We start from the raw sequence: 19821 nt of genomic DNA, 5'->3' as shown, positions 1-19821 counted from the left end.
AGTCTCCGCGCCCGGCCCCGCCGCTGTCAGTCCGTATGGTTCCGGATTCCGCGCCCCCCGGCGGGTGGCTACCGTCCGAACCGTCCGAACGACGGACATCCGGCGGTCGCGGACCGGCCGCCGACACGCGCCCTCAGGAGGTCACGGTGACCGCGAACCACCCCACCCGCAGGAGCATCCTCAAGTCCGCCGGCGGGCTCGGCGCCGCGCTGGCGCTCGGCGGCGCGAGCGTCCTCGCGACGGCCTCGACCGCCCACGCCGCCGACGACGGCTTCGGCCTGCACATCACCGACCGCGGCGAGGCCGACGCCCGGATGTGGTACTACCGCTTCCACACCGCCGAGATCGGCTGGGACCCCGCCGTCAACGTGCTGCTCCCCGACGACTACCACACCAGCGGGCGCACCTACCCCGTCCTCTACCTCCTGCACGGCGGCCTCCAGGACTTCATCGAGTTCGACCGCCAGGGCGTCCGCGACTGGACCATCGGCAAGCCCCTGATCGTGGTGATGCCCGACGGCGGGCAGGCCGGCTGGTACTCCAACCCGGTCAGCACCAACGTCGGCCCCCGCAACTGGGAGTCCTTCCACATCAACCAGCTGATCCCGTGGGTCGACGCCAACTTCCGCACCTTCGCCGAGCCCGAGGGCCGCGCCGTCTCCGGCTTCTCCATGGGCGGCTTCGGCGCCCTGAAGTACGCGGCCAAGTACTGGGGCCACTTCGCCTCGGTCAGCGCCCACTCCGGCCCGGCCAGCCTGCGCCGCGACAACGGCGCGGTCGTCCACTGGGCCAACGTCTCCGCCGCCGTCAAGGACCTGGCCGGCGGCACCATCTACGGCGCGCCGCTGTGGGACCAGGCCAGGGTGACCGCCGACAACCCGGTCGAGCGCCTGGAGAGCTACCGCAACAAGCGGATCTTCCTGGTCGCCGGCACCAGCCCCGACCCGACCAACCCCTTCGACACCTTCAACGAGACCGCGGTGCTGGCCGGGCAGCGGGAGTTCCGCGCCCTGCTCGACGGCGCCGGCATCCCGTACGAGGCCCACGAGGAGTCGGGCGGCCACTTCATCCGGCCCGACATGATGCGGCGCGACATCGACGGCATCATCGGCCGCCTCCGCAAGGCGTGAGGGGGCCGCACCGATGATCTCCCGCACCTCGCGGCGGGCCCTGGCCGTGGTGGCCCTGCTGCTGCCGGTCGCCGTCCCGGCCGCTCCCGCTGTCGCCGTTCCCGCCGCTACCGCCGCTACCGCTGCTCCCGCTGTTGCCGCCGGGTTCGCGGCGGCCTGTCCGACCGACGGCGCCATCACCCAGCACTACACCGCGGAGCACAACGGCATCGACATCGCCAACAACCGCGGCACCCCGATCTACGCGGTCGGCGACGGCAAGGTCGTCATCTCCGGCCCGGTGTCCGACTACGGCCAGTGGATCCGCATCCTGCACCCGGACGGGACCATCACCGAGTACGGGCACATGCAGCGGCGGGACGTGTTCGAGGGCGACGACGTGCGGGCCGGCCAGCAGATCGCGCTGATGGGCAGCGAGGGCAACTCCACGGGCCCGCACCTGCACCTGCGGGTCTGGGCCGACCCGAACGCGTCCCAGCGCACCGACCCGGAGCCGTACCTCGCGGAGCGCGGCGTCACCGTGCCCTGCGTCCCCGGGAGCGGTCCCCGGCCCGCGCCGCTGGTGTATCCGGCCGAGTCCGGCCGGGTGGTCTCGGCCCGGTCCGCGGACGGGCGCCTGGAAGTCTTCGCCGCCGGGGCGAGCGGTGTCTCGCACGCCTGGCAGACCGTGGTCAACGGCGCCTGGTCGGAGTGGGAGGGCCTCGGCGGCCCGGGCGGCGCCGAACTCGCCATCGGTCCGAACGCGGACGGCCGGCTGGAGGTGTTCGCCCTCAACGGCACCACCCTCCAGCACCGTTACCAGCTCCAACCGTCCGGCGCCTGGTCCGGCTGGGAGGACTTCGGCGGCGGCGGCCACGACCTCGCCGTCGGCTCCAACCAGGACGGGCGGCTCGAAGTCTTCGCCTCGGGACCGGCCGCCGTCTTCCACCGCTACCAGACCGCGCCCAACGGCGGATGGTCCGGTTGGGAGGGCACCGGCGGAGGCCCGGCCAACAGTGAGATCGAGCTCGGCAAGGCCCCCGACGGCCGCCTCGAGGTCTTCGCCCTCAACGGCGACACCTTCCAGCACCAGTGGCAGACGGACGTCAACGGCGGCTGGTCCGCCTGGGACGCGACCTTCGGCGGCGGGGGACACGACCTCACCGTCAGCCACAACCGGGACGGCCGCCTGGAGGTCTTCGCCTCGGGACCGGTCGGCGTCTACCACAAGTACCAGACGAACCCCACCAGTTGGTCCGGCTGGGAGGCCACCGGCGGCCCCGCCGACTCCCGGCTCACCAGCGAACTGACCGCGGACGGCCGGGTCGAGGCCTTCGCCATCAACGGCAGCACCGCGCAGCACATCTGGCAGACCGGCCTCAACGCCCCGTACGGCCAGTGGGAGACCTTCGGCACCGGCGGCACCGAGATCGGCGCCGCCGCCAACGCCGACGGCCGGATCGAGGTGTTCGGCGCCAACACCGACGGCGTGCACCACCGTTGGCAGACCGGCTTCTCCACCTGGTCCGAGTGGGCCTGGCTGAACACCACTCCCGGGCCCGCCGCCAGTCGAGGAGCCACCCCGTGACCGGACCGCAGCACGCCCGCCGGGCGCCCCACCGCGCCCTGCTGTCCGCGATCGCCGCCCTGGGCGTCACGGCGGGCCTGACGGTCGCCGCGCCCTCCGCCCCGGCCGCCACCGGCAGCGACCTGTGCGCCGAGGTCGCCTACCAGGCGGGCTTCCGGGGCGAGGCCCTGGTGACCGCGATCGCCGTCGGCCTCGCCGAGTCCAGCTGCAACCCGCTGGCCTCCAACCGCGAGGGCAACACCCCGGACTACTCCGTCGACCGTGGCCTGTGGGAGATCAACGACCACTTTCACGGTGAGGTCTCCGACGCGTGCGCCTACGACGCCCAGTGCAACGCCGACCAGACCTACCGGATCTCCAACGGCGGCCTCGACTGGCACCAGTGGTCGACCTACAGCGCGCGCGCCCACCTGCGGCACATGGAGGAGGCCCAGGCCGCCGTCGACCGGCTCGGCCACCACGAGCCCGGTCCCGCGCCGCTGGAGTACCCGGCGGAGTCCGGCCGGGTGGTCTCGGCCCGGTCCGCCGACGGACGCCTCGAAGTCTTCGCGGCCGGGAAGAACGGCGTCTCGCACGCCTGGCAGACCGCGATCAACGGCGGCTGGTCGGAGTGGGAGGACCTCGGCGGCCCGGCCGGCGCCGAACTCGCCATCGGTCTGAACGCGGACGGCCGGCTGGAGGTGTTCGCCCTCAACGGCAGTACCCTCCAGCACCGTTACCAGCTCCAGCCGTCGGGCGCCTGGTCCGGCTGGGAGGACTTCGGCACCGGTGGCCACGACCTCGCCGTCGGCTCCAACCAGGACGGGCGGCTCGAAGTCTTCGCCTCGGGACCGGTCGGCGTCTTCCACCGGTACCAGACGGCGCCCAACGGCGGCTGGTCCGGCTGGGAGGGCACCGGTGGCGGCCCCGCCGACAGCGAGATCGAACTCGGCAAGGCCCCCGACGGGCGGCTGGAGGTCTTCGCCCTCAACGGCAGCGTCTTCCAGCACCAGTGGCAGACCGCCGTCAACGGCGGCTGGTCCGCCTGGGACTCCACCTTCGGCACCGGCGGCCACGACCTCACCGTCAGCCACAACCAGGACGGCCGGCTCGAGGTCTTCGCCTCCGGCCCGGCCGGCGTCTACCACAAGTACCAGACGGACCCGACCAGTTGGTCCGGCTGGGAGGCCACCGGCGGCCCCGCCGACGCGCAGCTGACCAGCGGGCGTTCGCCGGACGGCCGGGTGGAGGTGTTCGCCATCAACGGCAGTACGGCGCAGCACATCTGGCAGACCGGCCTGAACGCCCCGTACGGCCAGTGGGAGACCTTCGGCACCGGCGGCACCGAGATCGGCTCGGCGAACAACGCCGACGGCCGGATCGAGGTCTTCGGCGCCAACACCGACGGCGTCCACCACAAGTGGCAGACCGGCTTCTCCACCTGGTCCGAGTGGGCCTGGCTGAACACCACCCACGGACCCGCCGCCGGCTGAACACCACCCACGGACCCGCCGCCGGCTGACGACGCCGGAAACCCCGCCGGAAACCCTCTGGAGCGCAGCGATGCACCCGATCAGCAGGCGCGGCCTGCTGCGGGCGGCCGGAGCGGGAGCCCTCGTGCTCCCGCTCGCGGGCCGTACCGCCCCGGCGGCCTCCGCCGCCCCGCCCGGCGCCTCCGCCGGCGCCGTCTGGGTCGGCGCCGGCCCGTTCGACCACGTCTACGACCCGTCCACCGCGCGCCGCCGCTACCTCAACGACCACACCCTGGTCCAGGCCGACGGGCGCTGGCACCTGTTCAGCATCGTCGGCGACAGCGCGCCGCCCGGGCAGGCGCCCGACAGCGGGGCCGAGGTCTCGCTCGCGCACGCCTCGGCGCCCTCCCCGTCCGGCCCGTGGCGGAGCCACCCGGACGCGCTGACCGTCGACGCCTCGTACTTCGGCGAGGAGCACCTGTGGGCCCCGCACGTCGTCGAGTCGGGCGGCGTGCACTGGATGTTCTACGCGGCGGGCGGACGCGCCGGGGCGGCGGTCAACGCCGCCACCTCCACCGACCTGTCCACCTGGACGAGGCTGCCGTCCGGTCCGCTGTTCCGCGGGACCGCCGCCCGCGACCCGATGGTGCTGCGGATCGGCGCCGAGTGGGTGATGTACTACACCGAGCTGTCCGCCCCCGGCGGCCGCCACCAGGTCTGCTACCGGCGCTCCGCCGACCTGCTGACCTGGGGCGAGCCCGGCGTGGCCTTCGCCGACGCGGCCACCGCCGCGGACGGCGTCTCAGTCACCGAGTCGCCCTTCGTGGTGGCCCGGGACGGCTGGTACCACCTGTTCATCGGACCGCGCAACGGCTATGAGGGCACCGACGTCCTCGCCTCCCAGGACCCGTTCCGCTTCTCCCTCGACGGCTACGCCGGCCATGTGCCCGGCCACGCGGTGGAGGTGGTCACCGACGGGCGGCAGTGGTGGGCCAGCGCCGCCGGCTGGTTCCGGCGCGGCCTCTACCTGGCCCCGCTGGACTGGCGGTCCACCCCGCCGCCCTGGCAGAGCCCGGACAACCCCGTCGCCGCCCAGGACGTCCACGGCCGGCTGACCGTGTTCGCCCTCGACGCCGCCGACCGGTCGGTGCTGCGCCGGGTCCAGACCGGCCCGGACACCGACACCTGGTCGGACTGGGAGGTGTTCGGGACACCCGCCGGCGCGGTGCCCGTCCTGGGCCGCAACGCCGACGGCCGGCTGGAGGTGTTCTCGCTCGCCCCCGACGGCGCCGCCCTGCACCACCGCGTCCAGCGGAGCGACGGCGACTGGTCGGACTGGGAGGTCTTCGGCGGCCCGGCCGGCGCCGCCCCCGCCGTCGCCCGGAACGCCGACGACCGGCTGGAGGTGTTCGCGCTCGCCCCCGGCGGCACCCTGATCGCCCGCCGCCGCCAGTCCTCGCCCGGCTCGACCGGCTGGGACGACTGGGACCCGGGCTTCGGCGGCCCGGCGGGCGCGCCGCCGGCCGTCGCCGCCAACGCCGACGGCCGGCTGGAGGTGTTCGTGCTCGCGCCCGGCGGCGCCGCGCTGCTGCACCGCTGGCAGACCTCGCCCGGCGGCGCCTGGTCCGCCTGGGAGCGCTTCGGGACGCCCGCCGGGGCCGCGCCGAGGGTGGCCCGCGACGGCACCGGGCGGCTGAACGTCACCGCGATCGCCCCGTCCGGCACGGCCGCCTTCCACCGCCGCCAGTCGGTGCCCAGCGGGGGCTGGGACGCCTGGCAGCCGCTGCTCGGCTGGTCCACCGCCGCGCCGCCGGTGATCGCCGGCTCGGACGGCCGGCTGGAGGCCTTCACCCTCTCCCCGGGCGGCGAACGCCTCGCCCACCGCTGGCAGTCGGCGCCCGCCGGAGCCTGGGCACCGACGGACGTGCTCGGCGAGGACTTCGGCGAGCCCGGCCTGGTGCTCGCGGCGCCGCCCTCGGCCGCGGCCGACTCCACCGGGCGGCTGCACGTCTTCGCGGTGGCCGAGGACGGCCGGCTGCGCACCCGCGTCCAGGACCGGCCCGGCGGCGGCTGGCGGCCGTGGGCCGCCTTCGGCGACCGGCCGGTGGCGCCGCTGCGACCGGGGGCGCCGATGGGTGCGGTGGCACCCGTGCGTTCGGGGGCGCCGATGCGCTGACCGAACGCCTGTACCCTCCGCTCCCGCTTTGTCAAGTAGCCTGCGGCATCCGGTTTATTGTCGTACGCGAAGAGGTACCGTTCGTCCGTCCGGCAAGAGCCGGCGCGCGAAACGGGGGAGCGGTGCGCGGGACGGAGGAGCGGTGAGCGGGATTGTCGTCCACCTGCCGGAGGGGAACGGCGACGACACGGTGACCTTACGGCTCGGTCCGGGAGAACGGGCCCGCTTCGGCCGGGGCTCCGCCCGCATCCCCGTGGAGCTGCGCCTCGGCGACGAGACGGTCTCCCGACTGGCCGGTGAGATCCACGCGACCGACGACCACTGGCAGTTGAGCAACCTCAGCAACACCCACGCCTACCTGGTGGAGAACCCGGAGGGCGCCGGCGAGTACCTGCGGGTGCCGCCACGGCGGATCGGCGCGCCGATCCCCTTCGAGTTCTCCCGGGTGGTGCTGCCCTCCCGGCGGGAAACCCCGCTCTCCTTCCAGGTGTTCGCGCCCGACCACGTCTACCTGGACCCGGACGCCCACGGCGGCTCCCGGGAGAGCCGCACCATGACGGCGTACTCGCTGGACGAGACCGCCACCTACTTCCTGGTCCTGGTCGCACTCTGCGAACCGTGGCTGCGCGACCGCTCCCCGGCCGCCGTCCCCACCACCCCGCAGGTGGTCGCCCGGCTGCACGGCCACCCCGCCTGCGCCCGGCTCACCGCCCGCGCCGTCAGCTCGCACCTCGACTACCTCGCCGACGAGAAGCTCCGCATCGACCTGCCCGACGGCGACCGCGCGGACCGCCGAAGCGGCAAACGCGAGGCCGTGGTGGGGCTCGCCCTGAAGTTCGGCATCGTCCGCGAGGAGCACCTCGCGCTCCTGCCGGCCCCCGAACCCGCCCGCACCGGACGGTAGGGAGGGGCGGAGATGCCGCACGACCCGGCCTTTCCCGGGGAGGCCGTCCCCAGGGAGGGCGTCCCCAGCGAGGGCGTCCCCAGGGAGGGCGTCCCCGAGCAGGACTTCCCCGGGGACGGCGAGGAACTGCTGCCGGCCGGCCACCGGGTCGGCGAGTGGACCGTCACCGGGCTGCTCGGCGAGGGCGGCTGGGCGACGGTCTACGCCGCCCGCCGGGCCGACGGCGGGGCCGGCCGCGCGGACGACGCGGACGGCACGGTCGCCCTCAAGGTGCTGCCGACCGCCGGACTCGCCCCCCGCCAGGCCCGCCAGGTCGCCGAAGCCGCCCGCCGCGAAACCGAGTTGGGCCGCACCGCCCCGCACCCCCGACTGGTCCGGCTGCTCGACACCCTCGTCCTGGCCGCCCCCGACCAGCCCACCCTCGACGGCGCGATCGTCCTCGTCATGGAACGCGCCCGCTGCACCCTGCGCGACCTGCTCGCCCTCGGCGTCGACGAGGCCGAGGGCGCCCGGATCGTCACCGGCATCTGCGAAGGCCTCGCCCACCTGCACCGCTCCGGCTGGGTCCACACCGACCTCAAACCGGAGAACGTCCTCATCGGCGCCGACGGCGAGGTCCGCCTCTCCGACTTCGGCCTCGCCATCGAACTCACCGGCACCCACGGCCACTGCTCCCCGATGGGCACCCCCGACTACCTGCCGCCGGAACGCTGGACGGAACCGCTCGGCGAACACGGCGTCAAAGTCCGTACCACAGCGGACATCTGGGCGCTCGGGATCGTCATCCACGAGGTCTTCGCCGCCGGCGGCCGCCCCTTCCCCGGCGTCACCCCCACCGCCCGCAGCGCCGCGGCCCAGCAGTACGCGGAAGGCCGCGCCGCCCTGCGACTGGCCGCCGCCGTCCCCCCGTTCTGGCGCGCCCTCGCCGCCGACTGCCTCGCCCCCACCCACGCCGCCCGCGCCCCGCACACGGCGGAGAGCCTGCTCGCGCGCATCCGCGCCGACCGGGGCCCACGCCGCCCGCGCCGTCCGAGCACCGCTTTGCTGGCCATCGCCTCCTGCGCCACGGCCGCCGTCACCGCCACCGCCCTCTGGCCGCACCCGGAACCGCCGCCCGGACAGCCCGCCCACGTCCGCGTCTTCAACGCCGAACGCGGCTGCCAGGACCGCACCGACCACGACCCCCAGTGCAGCCTCGGCCTCGCCGTCGACCCCCTGCGCCCCTACACCGCCGACAACGTCGGCCCCGTCCGCGTCTGGCACAACGACACCCTCGACGCCGACTGCCAACTCCCCACCGGCCTCCCCGTCATCAACGAGGAAGACCTCACCTCCACCCTCTGGTACCGCATCCGCCTCCCAGGCCACACCCCGGCCTGGCTCCCCGCCGTCCGCACCCGCGACCGCCCCGCCCTGCACCCCTGCCCATAACCGCCCTACGAGCCAAGGGCCTTCCCGATCCCGGCCGCGTTGTCGCCACCGTCCTACGGCCGCGCCGCCGCCGACCAGGCCCGTCGCGACCGCGCCCGTCCCGTCCGCGCAGTGGGTGCGCGGACGGAACGGGCGGGACACGCCCTGGCGGCGGGCTACCAGATGATCGGGACGTACCCGTCACCGCCGGTGCTCACAGTGGTGCTCCCGGCGCTGCCGCCACCGGTACCCGACTGGTCGTCCGGGCCGGGCGGCGGTGCGCCGCCGTTCCCGCCCCTGCCCCGCCGCTGCTGCCGCCGGTGCCGCCGCCACCGCCCCGGCCCGCGCTGCCGCTCACGCCTCCGTCCCCGCCCCGGAGGATCCGGTGATCGCAGAACCGTTGTGAACGCGGACGAAGGTGTCCCCGCCATTGCGGGGCCTCGCGCCGACGGACCCCGCTGTCCCCGCGCCACCGGGTTCGGCCGGGCGCAGAGTGGCGCCCGCCGCACCGCCCCCACCACCTGCACCGCCATCGCCACTCCGACCTTCGGGGACGCCGCCCCGGCCGACGATGACCACGAGGCGCATGCCCGGGGTCACCGGCACGGCGGTGCAGGCCAGGGCCGCTCCGCCGCCCCCGCCGCCGCCACCGGCCCCTCCGGCGCTGCCGCCGCCCGTGGCGCTGCCGAGGAAGGTCCAGTTACCGCTTCCTCCGCCGCCGCCACCCCCACCTCCGCCACCGGGCGCGCCCCCGCCCCGGGACCGAGCGCGTACAGGTTCAGCGAGGTGACGCCCTCGGGCACCTTGAAGAGGTAGATGTCGGCCTTGCCGTACGCCTGCTGGCCGTGGGGCTGGTCGGCCAGGGCGGGGAGCCCGCCGTCCTCGGGACGCGGGGTGGGCGGGAGCCGCCGCCGCGAGCTGGCAGCACAACGCCATGGGCACCCCGAGCAGCACGCCCGGCCGCCCGAGCGGAAGCACCCGGCGCGCACGGTGCGCACGGGAGCGCCGCACCGGAGGCACGACGGACGATGACGAAGCGGACCCACGGACGGGCCCGCACGATCCACGGAGTCTCATGCTCCCCTTGCGCCCGGACCTCCGGGGCCGGTACCCGCCGATCGCCCCTGGCGGTGCATCAGAGGAGGCAGAGCGCGGGCGTGCGAACGAAGCCGCACGCCCGGGGTTTCCCAGGGAGACGTCCAGTATGTCGCCCCGGCAGGGGAGTTGCATCCCCAGGAGCCGCCGGCGCACACTCCCGTGTAACCCGTCGGTGGGCGGGCTGGAGGCCAGTCTGTACCTGGCCGCCCGCTACGGCGTTGCGACCGGCTCTACGGAACGCCCGGCATCCAGTTCCGGGCGCACCGGCCGATCGTGCCCGCCGTCAAGAGGCACGCCTGCCGGGACGGCGGCGCTGCCCGGGCCGGCGCAGCCGGGCACTGTTCCGGCCACCCCCCTTCGGACGCGGCTTCGGGGCACGGGCGAACCGAGCCCTCGACCGCTTCAACTCGGCCACCCGACGCGACGACCGCCGGGTACGGCGCGGACGCCGTACGGACGGCTCCACCGTTGTACCGGGCGGCAGATCCGCCCGCCGCCTGGCGCGGCCCTTGACGAACTGAAGGGACCACTCCAACACGATGCTCAGGACTACTCCCGCGACCTTGACCGCAGCTTCGTCCTGCCACAGCAACTCCATGAACCGCACTTCCATCCTCCAGTGAATCGACAAGCTGGAGGGGTGTAGATCACGCGGCCGGGCCGACACCCAGCCTGTGGGCGCCCACCCCGGAACGACCGGCCGCGTCGGCCCTCCCGGGAGCCCGGGGAACCAGAGGCACCCGGAGCCGGGCGACTCCACAGGCGATGGCCAGCGGCTCCGGCGCACCCTCGGTCCCCGACCTCAGGACGCACGCGGCAGCTGGCGGAGGATCTATTCGGGCTTCCAGCCGCCGCCGGCGGGCGCACAGCGGGGTGAGGGGTTGCGGTCCCTGAACGCGCCGCTCGCGGTGCCAACCCGGACGCATCGCTGCGGATGGCGCTACGCGGGCAACCGCAGCGCCCGGCACGACGGCCGCCAGCAGCGCGTCGAGGAGTACGAGAACGGATTCCGAGACGTTCACCTGGTCATCCCCCCACGGAACAGAGGCCTTGGCGACAAGCCGCGCGTAGTGCTGGGGTCTATGCGCTCAAGGCAGCACCAGTATTGGTTGGTCCTTCATGGATCGGCCCAAGGCTTGCTGGCCGCTGGGCTTGGCTGCTGCATCCGACAGTTGATAAAGCCGCAGGTGAGAGGCTAAATGTCGGATGATGAGTGTGGTTTGGGAGCAGTCCGGCCCGGGGCTGATATCACCCGATCGTGGGACGCCTCTCTTGATAGATGAGCCCTCGCGATGCCGGTGAGCTCATCGACGAACTAGATAACCCGCTCCGAGGAAATCAACCTGCAAGCAAGGTCGGGAGCAGCGGCACCCGGAGTGGACTGGCACCGCTCATGGGTGATTACGTCGACCCTGAGCGTTGGTCGCGGAGCTGTCGGGACTGGTTCGGATGTGCGTGTTGGCCAGCGGCGGTGTCCGCCCGAGGGCTTCACCGCCGCCAGCCTCGACCGACTCTATGGCGCGCGTCGACCAACTCTATGGCGCGCTCATTGCAAGCCCTCCAGGGCTGATGAGAACGAACCTGACCAGCGCCACGACGGGCACCGAACTAGCGTCGGCCCGCCAAGGGTAGCGGCCTTTGTCGGATCTCACCAACGATTACCGCCCCCATTGGGAGAGCCCCGTGAGCCCGTTCACCCCGTTACGAGCCCTCCAGGGCTGGTCTCCAGAAGGGTCGCCTTGATCTGCATGTTGCGAGCCCTCCAGGGCTGGTTACGACCTCGGGGGCGTGCCACCGCTCGGCGTCCGGGATCAGGTTGCGAGCCCTCCAGGGCTGGTTGCGACCGTCCGTCCAGGCGTACTCCGTGAGGCCGGCCGTGTGTTGCAAGCCCTCCAGGGCTGGTTACGACCGCGTTCGACGTCGTGGACCCCAACCGCATCGCCGTGTTGCAAGCCCTCCAGGGCTGGTTACGACGGCAGACCATCCGCCGCCCGGTGCCGGGCTCCTCCAGTTGCAAGCCCTCCAGGGCTGGTTACGACCCGAGGGTAAAGCACCAGGTCCAGCGGTGTGCTCGATTTGCCTCCGGCGATGCCGTTGCGGCGACTCGGCGGTAGTGCATCGTCGCAGGTCAGAGCGCTTTGGGTCTGGTGCCTCTGCAGGTGGACGCTATTCCCGTCGCGGGGCTGGCGGCGGTGACGCCGGGGCCTCTAGCACATATGACTGGCTATTGCTCCAAATCGTGAGGAATGCGGTGTCGATCGTTCACGCCCGACTAGCTTGCGGCGTGTTCGGGTTGCGGCACGCGGGTCGGGAGAGTCTGGTGCGGGTGAGGGTGGATGTGACGCCGGATGCGTCGAGTGTGCGGTGGGAGGACGTGCACGGGGCGGCGCGGGGTGTGGTGTATGGGTTGCTCAGTGGGCAGGACGAGGCCCTGGCACAGGCCCTGCACGACGGCGGGTGGCGGGGGAAGCCGCTGAAGCCGGTGGGGGTGGCCGGGCCGCTGTTTCTGGGGGCGCCGCGAAAGCGGGGCGTGTACTCCACGTCGCGGGACGGTTCGGTGTGGTTCGGGTCGCCGGTGCCGGAGATCGCTTCGGTGTTGGTGCGCGCGCTGGCCGGGGCCGATGAACTGGTGTGGGGCGCCACGCGGTTGCGGGTGCGCGGAGTCGCGGTGGACATGGATGCGCTGCTGCCGCCGGGGGAGGGGTCGGTGGAGCTGGAGACGATGACGCCGGTCGTGCTCAAGCACGAGAGCTGGAACCTGCTCCCGGGCGACGAGCACTACCTGGACCGCCTCCAGCACAACCTGGCGCACAAGGCGGACGTGTTGGGCCTGCCGGCCCCGCACGGTCTGCGGGTGCTGGAGGCGGGCCCCCGGCGGCGGTTCACGGTGCGGGGGGCGCCGCGGATCGGGGCGCGGGTGCGAGTGGCGATGGAGGCTGACGGCCGGTTCGTGAACGCGATCCGTTCCTGGGGGCTGGGCCTGGACACGATTCAGGGCTTCGGGTGGGTGCGGTGACGGCCCTCGTCGCGTCCGGTCATCCCTTGCAGCGGGCGGGTGCCTGGGCTGCGGCACTCATCGCCGAGCGCGATGACCCAGGCCGAGTGAGTGAGGCCGACCTCGACACCATCGCATCCGTTCTCGTGGCGGACGTGCTCGCGGCCGCGACGGCACCCAAGGACAGTAGCCGCTACGACTGGTGGAAGGTCCTGTTCGCGCTGTACCCGAACTCGAAGGCCACGCACAGCAAGCGGGCCTCCGACCCGAACGTGCTGAGGCCGGGCATCGAACAGCTCTTCGCCCCGGACGCGCCTGAGGCCGGGCCGGTGCGGCCGTGCACGTTCTGCGGCGCCGGTACGGCGGTGGTCTGGGCGAAGTCGAATCTCCCCCTGTTCGACACCAGTAGGGCTTTGAACACCCTGCCCCCCGGCGTCCCAGGCTGGCCGGTCTGCCGGGGGTGCCGGATCGCGATGTGGGCGCTGCCCTACGGCGCCTGGGTGACGGCCGGTTCGGCTACCGTCCTGTCCTGCCAAGGGCCTGGCGCCGAGGGGGAGTTCGCCCGCCGTAACGTGCGGCGTGCCCGCCGCGTCATGCAGGCAGGCTTCACCGGGATGCCCGCCGGGGCGAGGCCCGAGCTCGTCGTCCTCGCCGCGCTGCGGGACGCCACCGACGGCCTGTGCGCGACCACCTTGTGGAGCTTCAAGAACGACAATCAGGAGCCCTGGCTGCGCGTCACCCGCACCCGGCGCGCCGTACCGGCCTTCCTTGCCACCGTCGACGGCAACGCGCCGCTGCGCCGCGGCTGGCACCTGCTGCGTCGTGGCCTGGCCCGGCCGGACGCCGGGAAGAGCGGCGAGAGTGAGGCGGCGCGGCTGCTGTTCGAGGCCGAGGACGGGCGGAGCCGTTCGCTGCTCGGGCAGCTGCACCGCTTTTTGGCGGATCCCGATGGCGCGTGGAGCGTCGACGACCGTGAGGCGCTGGTCCGGCTCGCCTTCGCCTATGCCGAGGAGGTCTTCGGAATGGAAACCGATCTTGAACCGGTGGCGACGCTGATCGCCGACTGGATCGCCCAGGACGGCTCACGCGGGCGCCTGGCCGAGTACCGCAGGGCCGCGCTCAACGACTACCAGCTCGGCGCGCTCATGGTGAAGGCCTACACGCGTCTGCAACTGGACGGGAACAAAAGCCCGTTGGCGGGCCCCGAGCTGTGGAAGCCGCTGATCGGGCGCCAGCCGCGGGCCTGGGAGCAGCGGATGCTCCTGTTCGCGCAAGTGTCGATGATGCTCCAGCAGCGCGGGGTCGCGATCAGTCGCAAGGAGCCCGACCCGCAGCAGGAACGCGAGATCGAGGAGCTGGCGGAGCAGCCGGCGTTCGGCATGGACGCCGAGGACGAGTACGACGCATACGAGATGGAGCAGGCGTAGATGGCTTATCTGGCAGGGATGATGGTGCTCTCCGTGCAGGCCGGGGCACCCAACAACGGGCGGGGCGAGGAGACGGTGTCCCGCGTCAAGTTCGCGCGGATCAGGGGCCGCAAGTACCCGTACGTGTCCGCGCAGGCGGCGCGCCGCTGGATCCGGGAGACCATGGTGGAGCGTGGCTCGGTGCCGTCCCCCGTCACCAGGGTGGGCAAGGCCCAGGGCAAGGCGCAGAAGGCCAACACCCAAGCTAATCCGGTGTTCTACGCGGACGACGACCTGTTCGGCTACATGCGGGCGGGCGTGAAGGCGGACGAAACGGCGACGACCACCCTGCGCGACAGCCCGTTCATGCTCGGCACCCTGATGTCCGTCGAACCCGCCTACCCGACCGAGGACTTCGGCGTCATGTCCCGGGGGGTGACCGAACCCGTCCTGCACGGCCACGAGTTCTACACCGCCGACCTCGCCGCGCCCTTCCTGCTCGACCTCCCGAGGATCGGCACGTTCACCCTGCCCGGCGCGGACGGGGTGGGCCGGCCCAACTACCTCACCCAGGAGCAGGCGCTCCAGGTGGCGGAGGCCGCCGCGCTCGGCGCCACCACCGGATCGTTCCGCGACCAGCCGGCTGTCCGGCTGCCGCTGGAGGAGCGGCGCCGCCGGGCCGCGCTGCTGCCCGAGGCGATCGCGCACCTGAGCGGCGGGGCGAAGCAGGCCCTGCACTACGGCGACCGGGTGCCCGCGCTGATCGTCCTGGTCCCCTTCAAGGGCGGCATCAACCCGCTGGGCCACGTGATCGACAGCGACCCCGACACGGGGGTGCGGGTGCGCGGGGACGTCCTGGTCCAGGAGCTCGAAGCGTGGGCGGGGGAGTGGGAGGGGCCGGTACGGATCGGTTGGCGGCCCGGCTTCCGCGACCAGGCGCGCGAGGACTTCGAGAAGCAGTGCGAGCGGCAGCTGGCCGAGGGCACCATCGTCGTCGACCACCCCCGGACTGTTCTGCTCAAGCTGGCGGAGGAACTGCGCGCGGGCGAGCTGGACGGCTGGTTCGACGACCCGGAGCCGCGATGACCCCGGCGCCACCGGGCGGGCCGGTACGGGCCCTGCGTGCGACGTTCCACGCGCCCGTGGCCTCCTTCCGGGACCCGCTGTTCCCCGGTGTCACCCGCGTTCTCCCGGTGCCGCCGCCGTCCACCGTCCGCGGGCTGCTGGCGGCCGCCACCGGCGCGTACGCCGAACCCTTCGTCCTCGGCATGGCGGCCTGGTCGGACGGCCACGGTACCGACACCGAGACCTACCACCCGATCGCCGCCGACGGCAGCAACCCGTCCGCCGGCGGCCGCATCCGGGCCGGAAAGGGCGGTACGACGGCCAAGGACCGGCCCTTCCTCGCCGACGTCCACCTGACCCTGTGGCTGCCCGAACCGGGAGCGGACGGCGACCGGTTCGCCCGGGCGCTGCGCCGGCCTCGTCACGCCCTGCGCCTGGGTCGCTCCCAGGACCTCGTCCACCTCACCGGACTGGCTCACGTCGTCCTCGAACCTGCCGAGCGGGCGGTCGTCGGCCACGCCCTCGCCCCCACCGACGGCCACGACGTGCCCTCCGCCCACGAGCACCGCCTCGCCGATACCGTCTCCGCCGACCGCCTCACCACCCGCTGGTCGCCGTACCTGTGGTGCGACGAACCCGCCGGGGCGGCACCGGTCCGCGGCGCCTACCGAGAAGCACCCACCAGTAACGAGGACACCCAGGCCGTATGGCTGCTGACCCCCTGACCCCACCCCTGGCCCCACCACGAAGGCGCGCCCTCACCGACCTGCGGGCCAAGTCGCTGCCCCGGGAAGACCCCGAACGCCTCACCACCCACCTGCGCACCGTCCACGACGCGGTCGCCCAGCTGGAGGCGCGCATCGGGGCCGCCGGCGTCATCGCCACCGAACCGCAGTTCTGGAGCCTCGTACGCGTCGCGGCGCTGCTGCACGACGCGGGCAAGATCGCCGAACTGTTCCAACGGCAGGTCGAACCCGGCGGCAAACCCTGGGGCGAGCGCCACGAGGTCCTCTCCCTCGCCTACGTCGACCTGCTGGCCCTGGCAGCGGGGTGGGGCAGCGAGGAGCGCCTGCTGATCGCCACGCTCGTCGCCGGCCACCACCGGCCGCTCCATGCGGCGTCCTCCCTCGGCGGCGGCAAGCCCGCCCTGTCCCGCCTCTACAACGAACGGACCCGCTGGCACGAGGCCTTCGGCCACGTGCCCGGCCCGGACGGCCCACGGCCGCAGGTCCCGCGCGGCCTGCACCAGGAACTCCTGGCCTGGCTGGCCGGCTCCCTCGGCACCGAACCCGCACCACCGGGGCCGAACGACCCGGTGCTCGCCGACCGGGCCCGCCTGCTCCTCCAGGACGTCCTCACCGCCTGGAGGCTCCCGGTGAAGGCCCACCAGGGCCTGCTCGCCGTCCTGGCCCAGGGCGCCCTCACCCTGGCCGACCACGCCGGCTCCGCCCACGTGGACCTCCAGACCCACATGCCGCTGCCCACCGACTACCTCGCGCGGCTCCCGTACCCGCCGCACCGGCACCAGCACGACGCCGGCACGACCGTGGGCCACCTCGTCCTCATCGCCCCTACGGGCAGCGGCAAGACCGAAGCCGGACTCTCCTGGGCTGCCCGGCAGTTGGCGACGATGGCGGGCATGCCCAGGGTCGTGTGGACCCTGCCCTACCGTGCCTCCCTCAACGCCGCCCGACGTCGCTTCCAGCACACCCTCCACCCGGCCGCGGGGGAGAAGCAGCCCGACATCGGCCTCCTCCACGGCGCCCTCGCCAGTACCCTCCTCACGGAGGCGTCGGAGGACGACTGCTGTAGCGGCCCCACCAAGGACGACGCCCGCAAAGCCCGCGCCCGTGCCAACGCCATGCGCCTGTTCACCCAACGCCTGCGCGTCGCCACGCCCCACCAACTCCTCGCCGCCGCCATCGCCGGGCCCACCCATTCCTCCGTCCTCCTCGAACAGGCCAACTCCCTGTTCGTCCTGGACGAACTCCACGCCTACGACCCCGAGACCTTCGGCCGGCTCTGCGCCGCGATGCGGCTGTGGGAACAACTCGGCAGCAGGATCGCCGTGTTGTCCGCGACTCTCGCCCCGCCGCTGCTGACCATCGTCGACGAGAGCCTGCACCAGCCCGTCACCTGCCACCGGGCCGAGCCCGGGACGGCGCCGGTGCGGCACCGACTGGTCGTCGACGAGCTCGCGCTGACGGACCCGGAGAGCATCGCGCGGCTGGAAGGGTGGATCGACGAGGGGCACAGCGTGCTGGCGGTCGTCAACAGGGTTGCCGCGGGGCAGGCCCTCTTCGCCGCCCTCGCCGACCACGCCCGCGAGCAGCACCCCGACGACCCGGACGCCGCGCTGCTCCTCCACTCGCGCTTCAAGAACAAGGACCGCGACGAGATCGAACGCCGACTCCTGAAACGCCACCGCGAGCGCCGGTCCGACGACGCGCCGCGTCGAGGCGGTCTGGTCGTGGCCACGCAGACGGTGGAGGTCTCGCTGCAACTCGACTTCGACCGGGGCGCGGTGGAGAACGCCCCCATCGAGGCCGTCGCCCAGCGCGCCGGACGCGTCAACCGTCGGGGCCTCCACCCGGACGGGGCGGTCGAGTTCCGTGTCCACCGGACGGACGGCCACCGCCCGTACGACCAGGGCGCGGTGGAGGCCGCCTGGTCGGCGCTCACCACCCTGGCGGTGGAAGGCGCCACCGACCTCAGCGAACAGGACATCGACCGCCTCCTCGCCCTCGCCTACGACACCGACTGGGGCCACAAGTGGGCTGAGAGGGCTCGGGAGGCCCGCGACGGGTTCACCGCCGAGTTCCTCACCTTCGCCGACCCCTTCCACGACCGCACCGAGTACGCGAAGTCCCTCGGCGAACGCTTCGACACCGTGGAGGTGCTCCTGGAGGAGGACACCGAGGAGTACCGCCGACTCGCGGTCGGCAGGAAGGCGGACCCGCTCCTCGCCGCCGGACTGCTCATCCCGCTGGGCTACGGGCAGTTGAAGACCTACAGCCACGCGTTCGACCGGTCGCTAGGCGTCCATCTCGTCAAGGGCGAGTACGACCCCGTCCTGGGCCTCCGCCCGCCCGCCGAAACGGAGACGATCCTGTGAAACCCATCCCTGCGAGTCCACTCGGCGACGACCAGGGCCTCGGCGGCGTCCACATCAAGTACCTGCGCCACTGCCCGCGCCAACTCTGGCTCTACACGCGCGGTTACCGGCCCGAAGGCGGCAGCGACCTCGTCGCCTTCGGGGAGGTCGTGAGCGAGACCACGTTCACGCGACGGCGGGACGTCGACCTCGGCGAAGCCCGCATCGACTGGGTCACCGCCGGGGCCGTCATCCACGAGACCAAGTCCTCCCGCAGCCCCTCGCCCGCCCACGACGCCCAAGTCCGGCACTACTGCCTGCTGTTGGAGCGCCGAGGCGTCAACGTGCGCGGCGGCACCGTCCACTACCCCCTCATCCGCCGCACCACCGACGTCCCCTGGAACGAAGAGGCGCGGGAAGCGGCCGAGACCGCCGAGGACGAGGCCCGCGCCGTCATCGCCTCGGCCGAACCCCCCGACCGCCAGACCCGTGCCGCCTGCCGCGGCTGCTCCTACCTCGACTACTGCTGGGGAGACTGATGCCCGCCGTCGGCCGTACCTACTGGCTCACCGGACCCTGCCGCATCCGCCGCGAGGACGACAGCATCCGCATCGAGCGTGCCGACGGCAGCCCCGTCCGCATCCCCATCACGGACATCCGCGACCTCGTCGCCTTCGAGCACGTCGACCTCAACACCTCCGTGATGTCCCTCCTCAGCCGCCACGGCGTCACCGTCCACATCCTCGACCACTACGGCAACTACGCCGGACACTTCGCGCCCGCCGAGGCCATGTCCTCTGCCACCGTGCTCCGCCGACAGGTCGAGATCACCGGCGACCCCGCGCAACGCCTCCCGGTCGCGCGCGGACTCCTCCTCGCCACCGCCGAGAACCTCCGTTGGGCCCTCGACACCGACCTCCTCGACCCGGCACTCGAAACCCTGCGCACCGCCCTGCCCGACTGCCACGACACCGACGAACTCATGGGCCAGGAAGGCAACTTCCGCCGCACCGCCTGGGCCGTCCTCGACACCCGCCTCCCCGCCTGGCTCCGCCTCAACGGCCGCACCCGCCGGCCACCAACCAACGCCGGCAACGCCTTCATCAGCTACCTCAACGCCCTCACCTACGCCCGCGTCCTCACCGCCCTGCGCAGCACCCCGCTTCACCCCGCCATCGGATTCCTGCACAGCGACACCGACCGCCGCCGCAACACCCTCGCCCTCGACCTCGCCGAACCCTTCAAACCCCTGCTCGCCGAACGGCTACTGCGGCGGGCCGCCGGCCAGAAGCACATCAAACCCAGCGACTTCGAGACGGAAGTCGGCCGCGCCGCACTCAGCACGGACGGCCGCAAGAAGATCGCCGCCCTGGTTCGGGAGGAACTCGCGACGACGGTGTACCACCGGACGCTGAAGCGGAAGGTCAGCTACGAGGAGCTCATCCACCTCGAAGCACTCAAGCTCGTCCGGCTGTGTCTGGAAGGCACGCCGTACAAGCCCTTCCGGCCCTGGTGGTAGCCGCCG

At 73.1% G+C, this 19821-nt stretch carries 13 protein-coding genes and 1 CRISPR repeat array; all 13 genes read left to right on the top strand.

Annotation, left to right across the window (positions count from 1 at the left end; genetic code table 11):
* Positions 1–146 precede the first annotated feature (146 nt).
* The 13 genes from ACLWS4_RS19545 (at position 147) to cas1b (ending at position 19815) form a co-directional block, all read left to right on the top strand.
* Positions 147–1130 carry an alpha/beta hydrolase gene (locus ACLWS4_RS19545; RefSeq protein WP_049655836.1) on the top strand — a complete coding sequence of 328 codons (984 nt, stop codon included), beginning with the start codon at positions 147–149 and terminating at the stop codon, positions 1128–1130.
* 13 nt (positions 1131–1143) lie between these two features.
* The gene (locus ACLWS4_RS19540; protein ID WP_416874771.1) at positions 1144–2697 is read left to right on the top strand and encodes a peptidoglycan DD-metalloendopeptidase family protein; all 1554 of its coding nucleotides are present in this window, start codon (positions 1144–1146) and stop codon (positions 2695–2697) included.
* Positions 2694–4169, top strand: a complete 1476-nt coding sequence (locus tag ACLWS4_RS19535; protein WP_416874770.1) for a hypothetical protein — start codon at positions 2694–2696, stop codon at positions 4167–4169. The genes ACLWS4_RS19540 and ACLWS4_RS19535 overlap by 4 nt, the downstream gene beginning before the upstream one ends.
* Positions 4170–4239: 70 nt before the next feature.
* Positions 4240–6324, top strand: coding sequence for a glycosyl hydrolase family 32 (locus ACLWS4_RS19530; protein ID WP_416874769.1), 2085 nt, complete (start codon positions 4240–4242; stop codon positions 6322–6324).
* Positions 6325–6466: 142 nt separating this feature from the next.
* Positions 6467–7228, top strand: a complete 762-nt coding sequence (locus ACLWS4_RS19525; RefSeq protein ID WP_181970501.1) for a serine/threonine protein kinase — start codon at positions 6467–6469, stop codon at positions 7226–7228.
* Between the two features lie 12 nt (positions 7229–7240).
* Complete coding sequence (locus ACLWS4_RS19520) at positions 7241–8659, top strand: serine/threonine-protein kinase (RefSeq protein ID WP_416874768.1); 1419 nt, start codon at positions 7241–7243, stop codon at positions 8657–8659.
* Between the two features lie 2825 nt (positions 8660–11484).
* Positions 11485–11775: a CRISPR direct-repeat array (repeat unit 31 nt; unit sequence GTGTTGCAAGCCCTCCAGGGCTGGTTACGAC).
* A 212-nt stretch (positions 11776–11987) separates the two neighbouring features.
* Complete coding sequence (gene cas6 / locus ACLWS4_RS19515; RefSeq protein ID WP_416874767.1) at positions 11988–12752, top strand: CRISPR-associated endoribonuclease Cas6; 765 nt, start codon at positions 11988–11990, stop codon at positions 12750–12752.
* Positions 12753–12838: 86 nt separating this feature from the next.
* The gene (locus ACLWS4_RS19510; RefSeq protein WP_416874766.1) at positions 12839–14158 is read left to right on the top strand and encodes a hypothetical protein; all 1320 of its coding nucleotides are present in this window, start codon (positions 12839–12841) and stop codon (positions 14156–14158) included.
* Positions 14159–15223: a type I-B CRISPR-associated protein Cas7/Cst2/DevR gene (cas7i, locus tag ACLWS4_RS19505; protein WP_416874765.1), complete on the top strand. Its 1065-nt coding sequence runs from the start codon at positions 14159–14161 to the stop codon at positions 15221–15223. It abuts the gene before it with no gap.
* Complete coding sequence (gene cas5 / locus ACLWS4_RS19500; RefSeq protein ID WP_416874764.1) at positions 15220–15927, top strand: CRISPR-associated protein Cas5; 708 nt, start codon at positions 15220–15222, stop codon at positions 15925–15927. The genes cas7i and cas5 overlap by 4 nt, the downstream gene beginning before the upstream one ends.
* Positions 15909–18317 (top strand): CRISPR-associated helicase Cas3', encoded by a 2409-nt coding sequence (cas3, locus tag ACLWS4_RS19495; RefSeq protein WP_416874763.1) that lies wholly within the window; start codon positions 15909–15911, stop codon positions 18315–18317. The genes cas5 and cas3 overlap by 19 nt, the downstream gene beginning before the upstream one ends.
* Entirely contained in the window at positions 18314–18835 is a 522-nt protein-coding gene (locus tag ACLWS4_RS19490) for a CRISPR-associated protein Cas4 (RefSeq protein WP_416874762.1), read from the top strand. The genes cas3 and ACLWS4_RS19490 overlap by 4 nt, the downstream gene beginning before the upstream one ends.
* Complete coding sequence (gene cas1b / locus ACLWS4_RS19485; protein WP_416874761.1) at positions 18835–19815, top strand: type I-B CRISPR-associated endonuclease Cas1b; 981 nt, start codon at positions 18835–18837, stop codon at positions 19813–19815. Before ACLWS4_RS19490 ends, cas1b begins: the two co-directional genes overlap by 1 nt.
* Positions 19816–19821: the final 6 nt, after the last annotated feature.

It is taken from the genome of Kitasatospora sp. SC0581, from assembly GCF_048159585.1.
Classification (GTDB): Bacteria; Actinomycetota; Actinomycetes; order Streptomycetales; family Streptomycetaceae; genus Kitasatospora.
The sequence above is the reverse complement of the archived record's forward strand: the minus strand, read 5'-3'. Positions and strand labels throughout refer to the sequence as shown.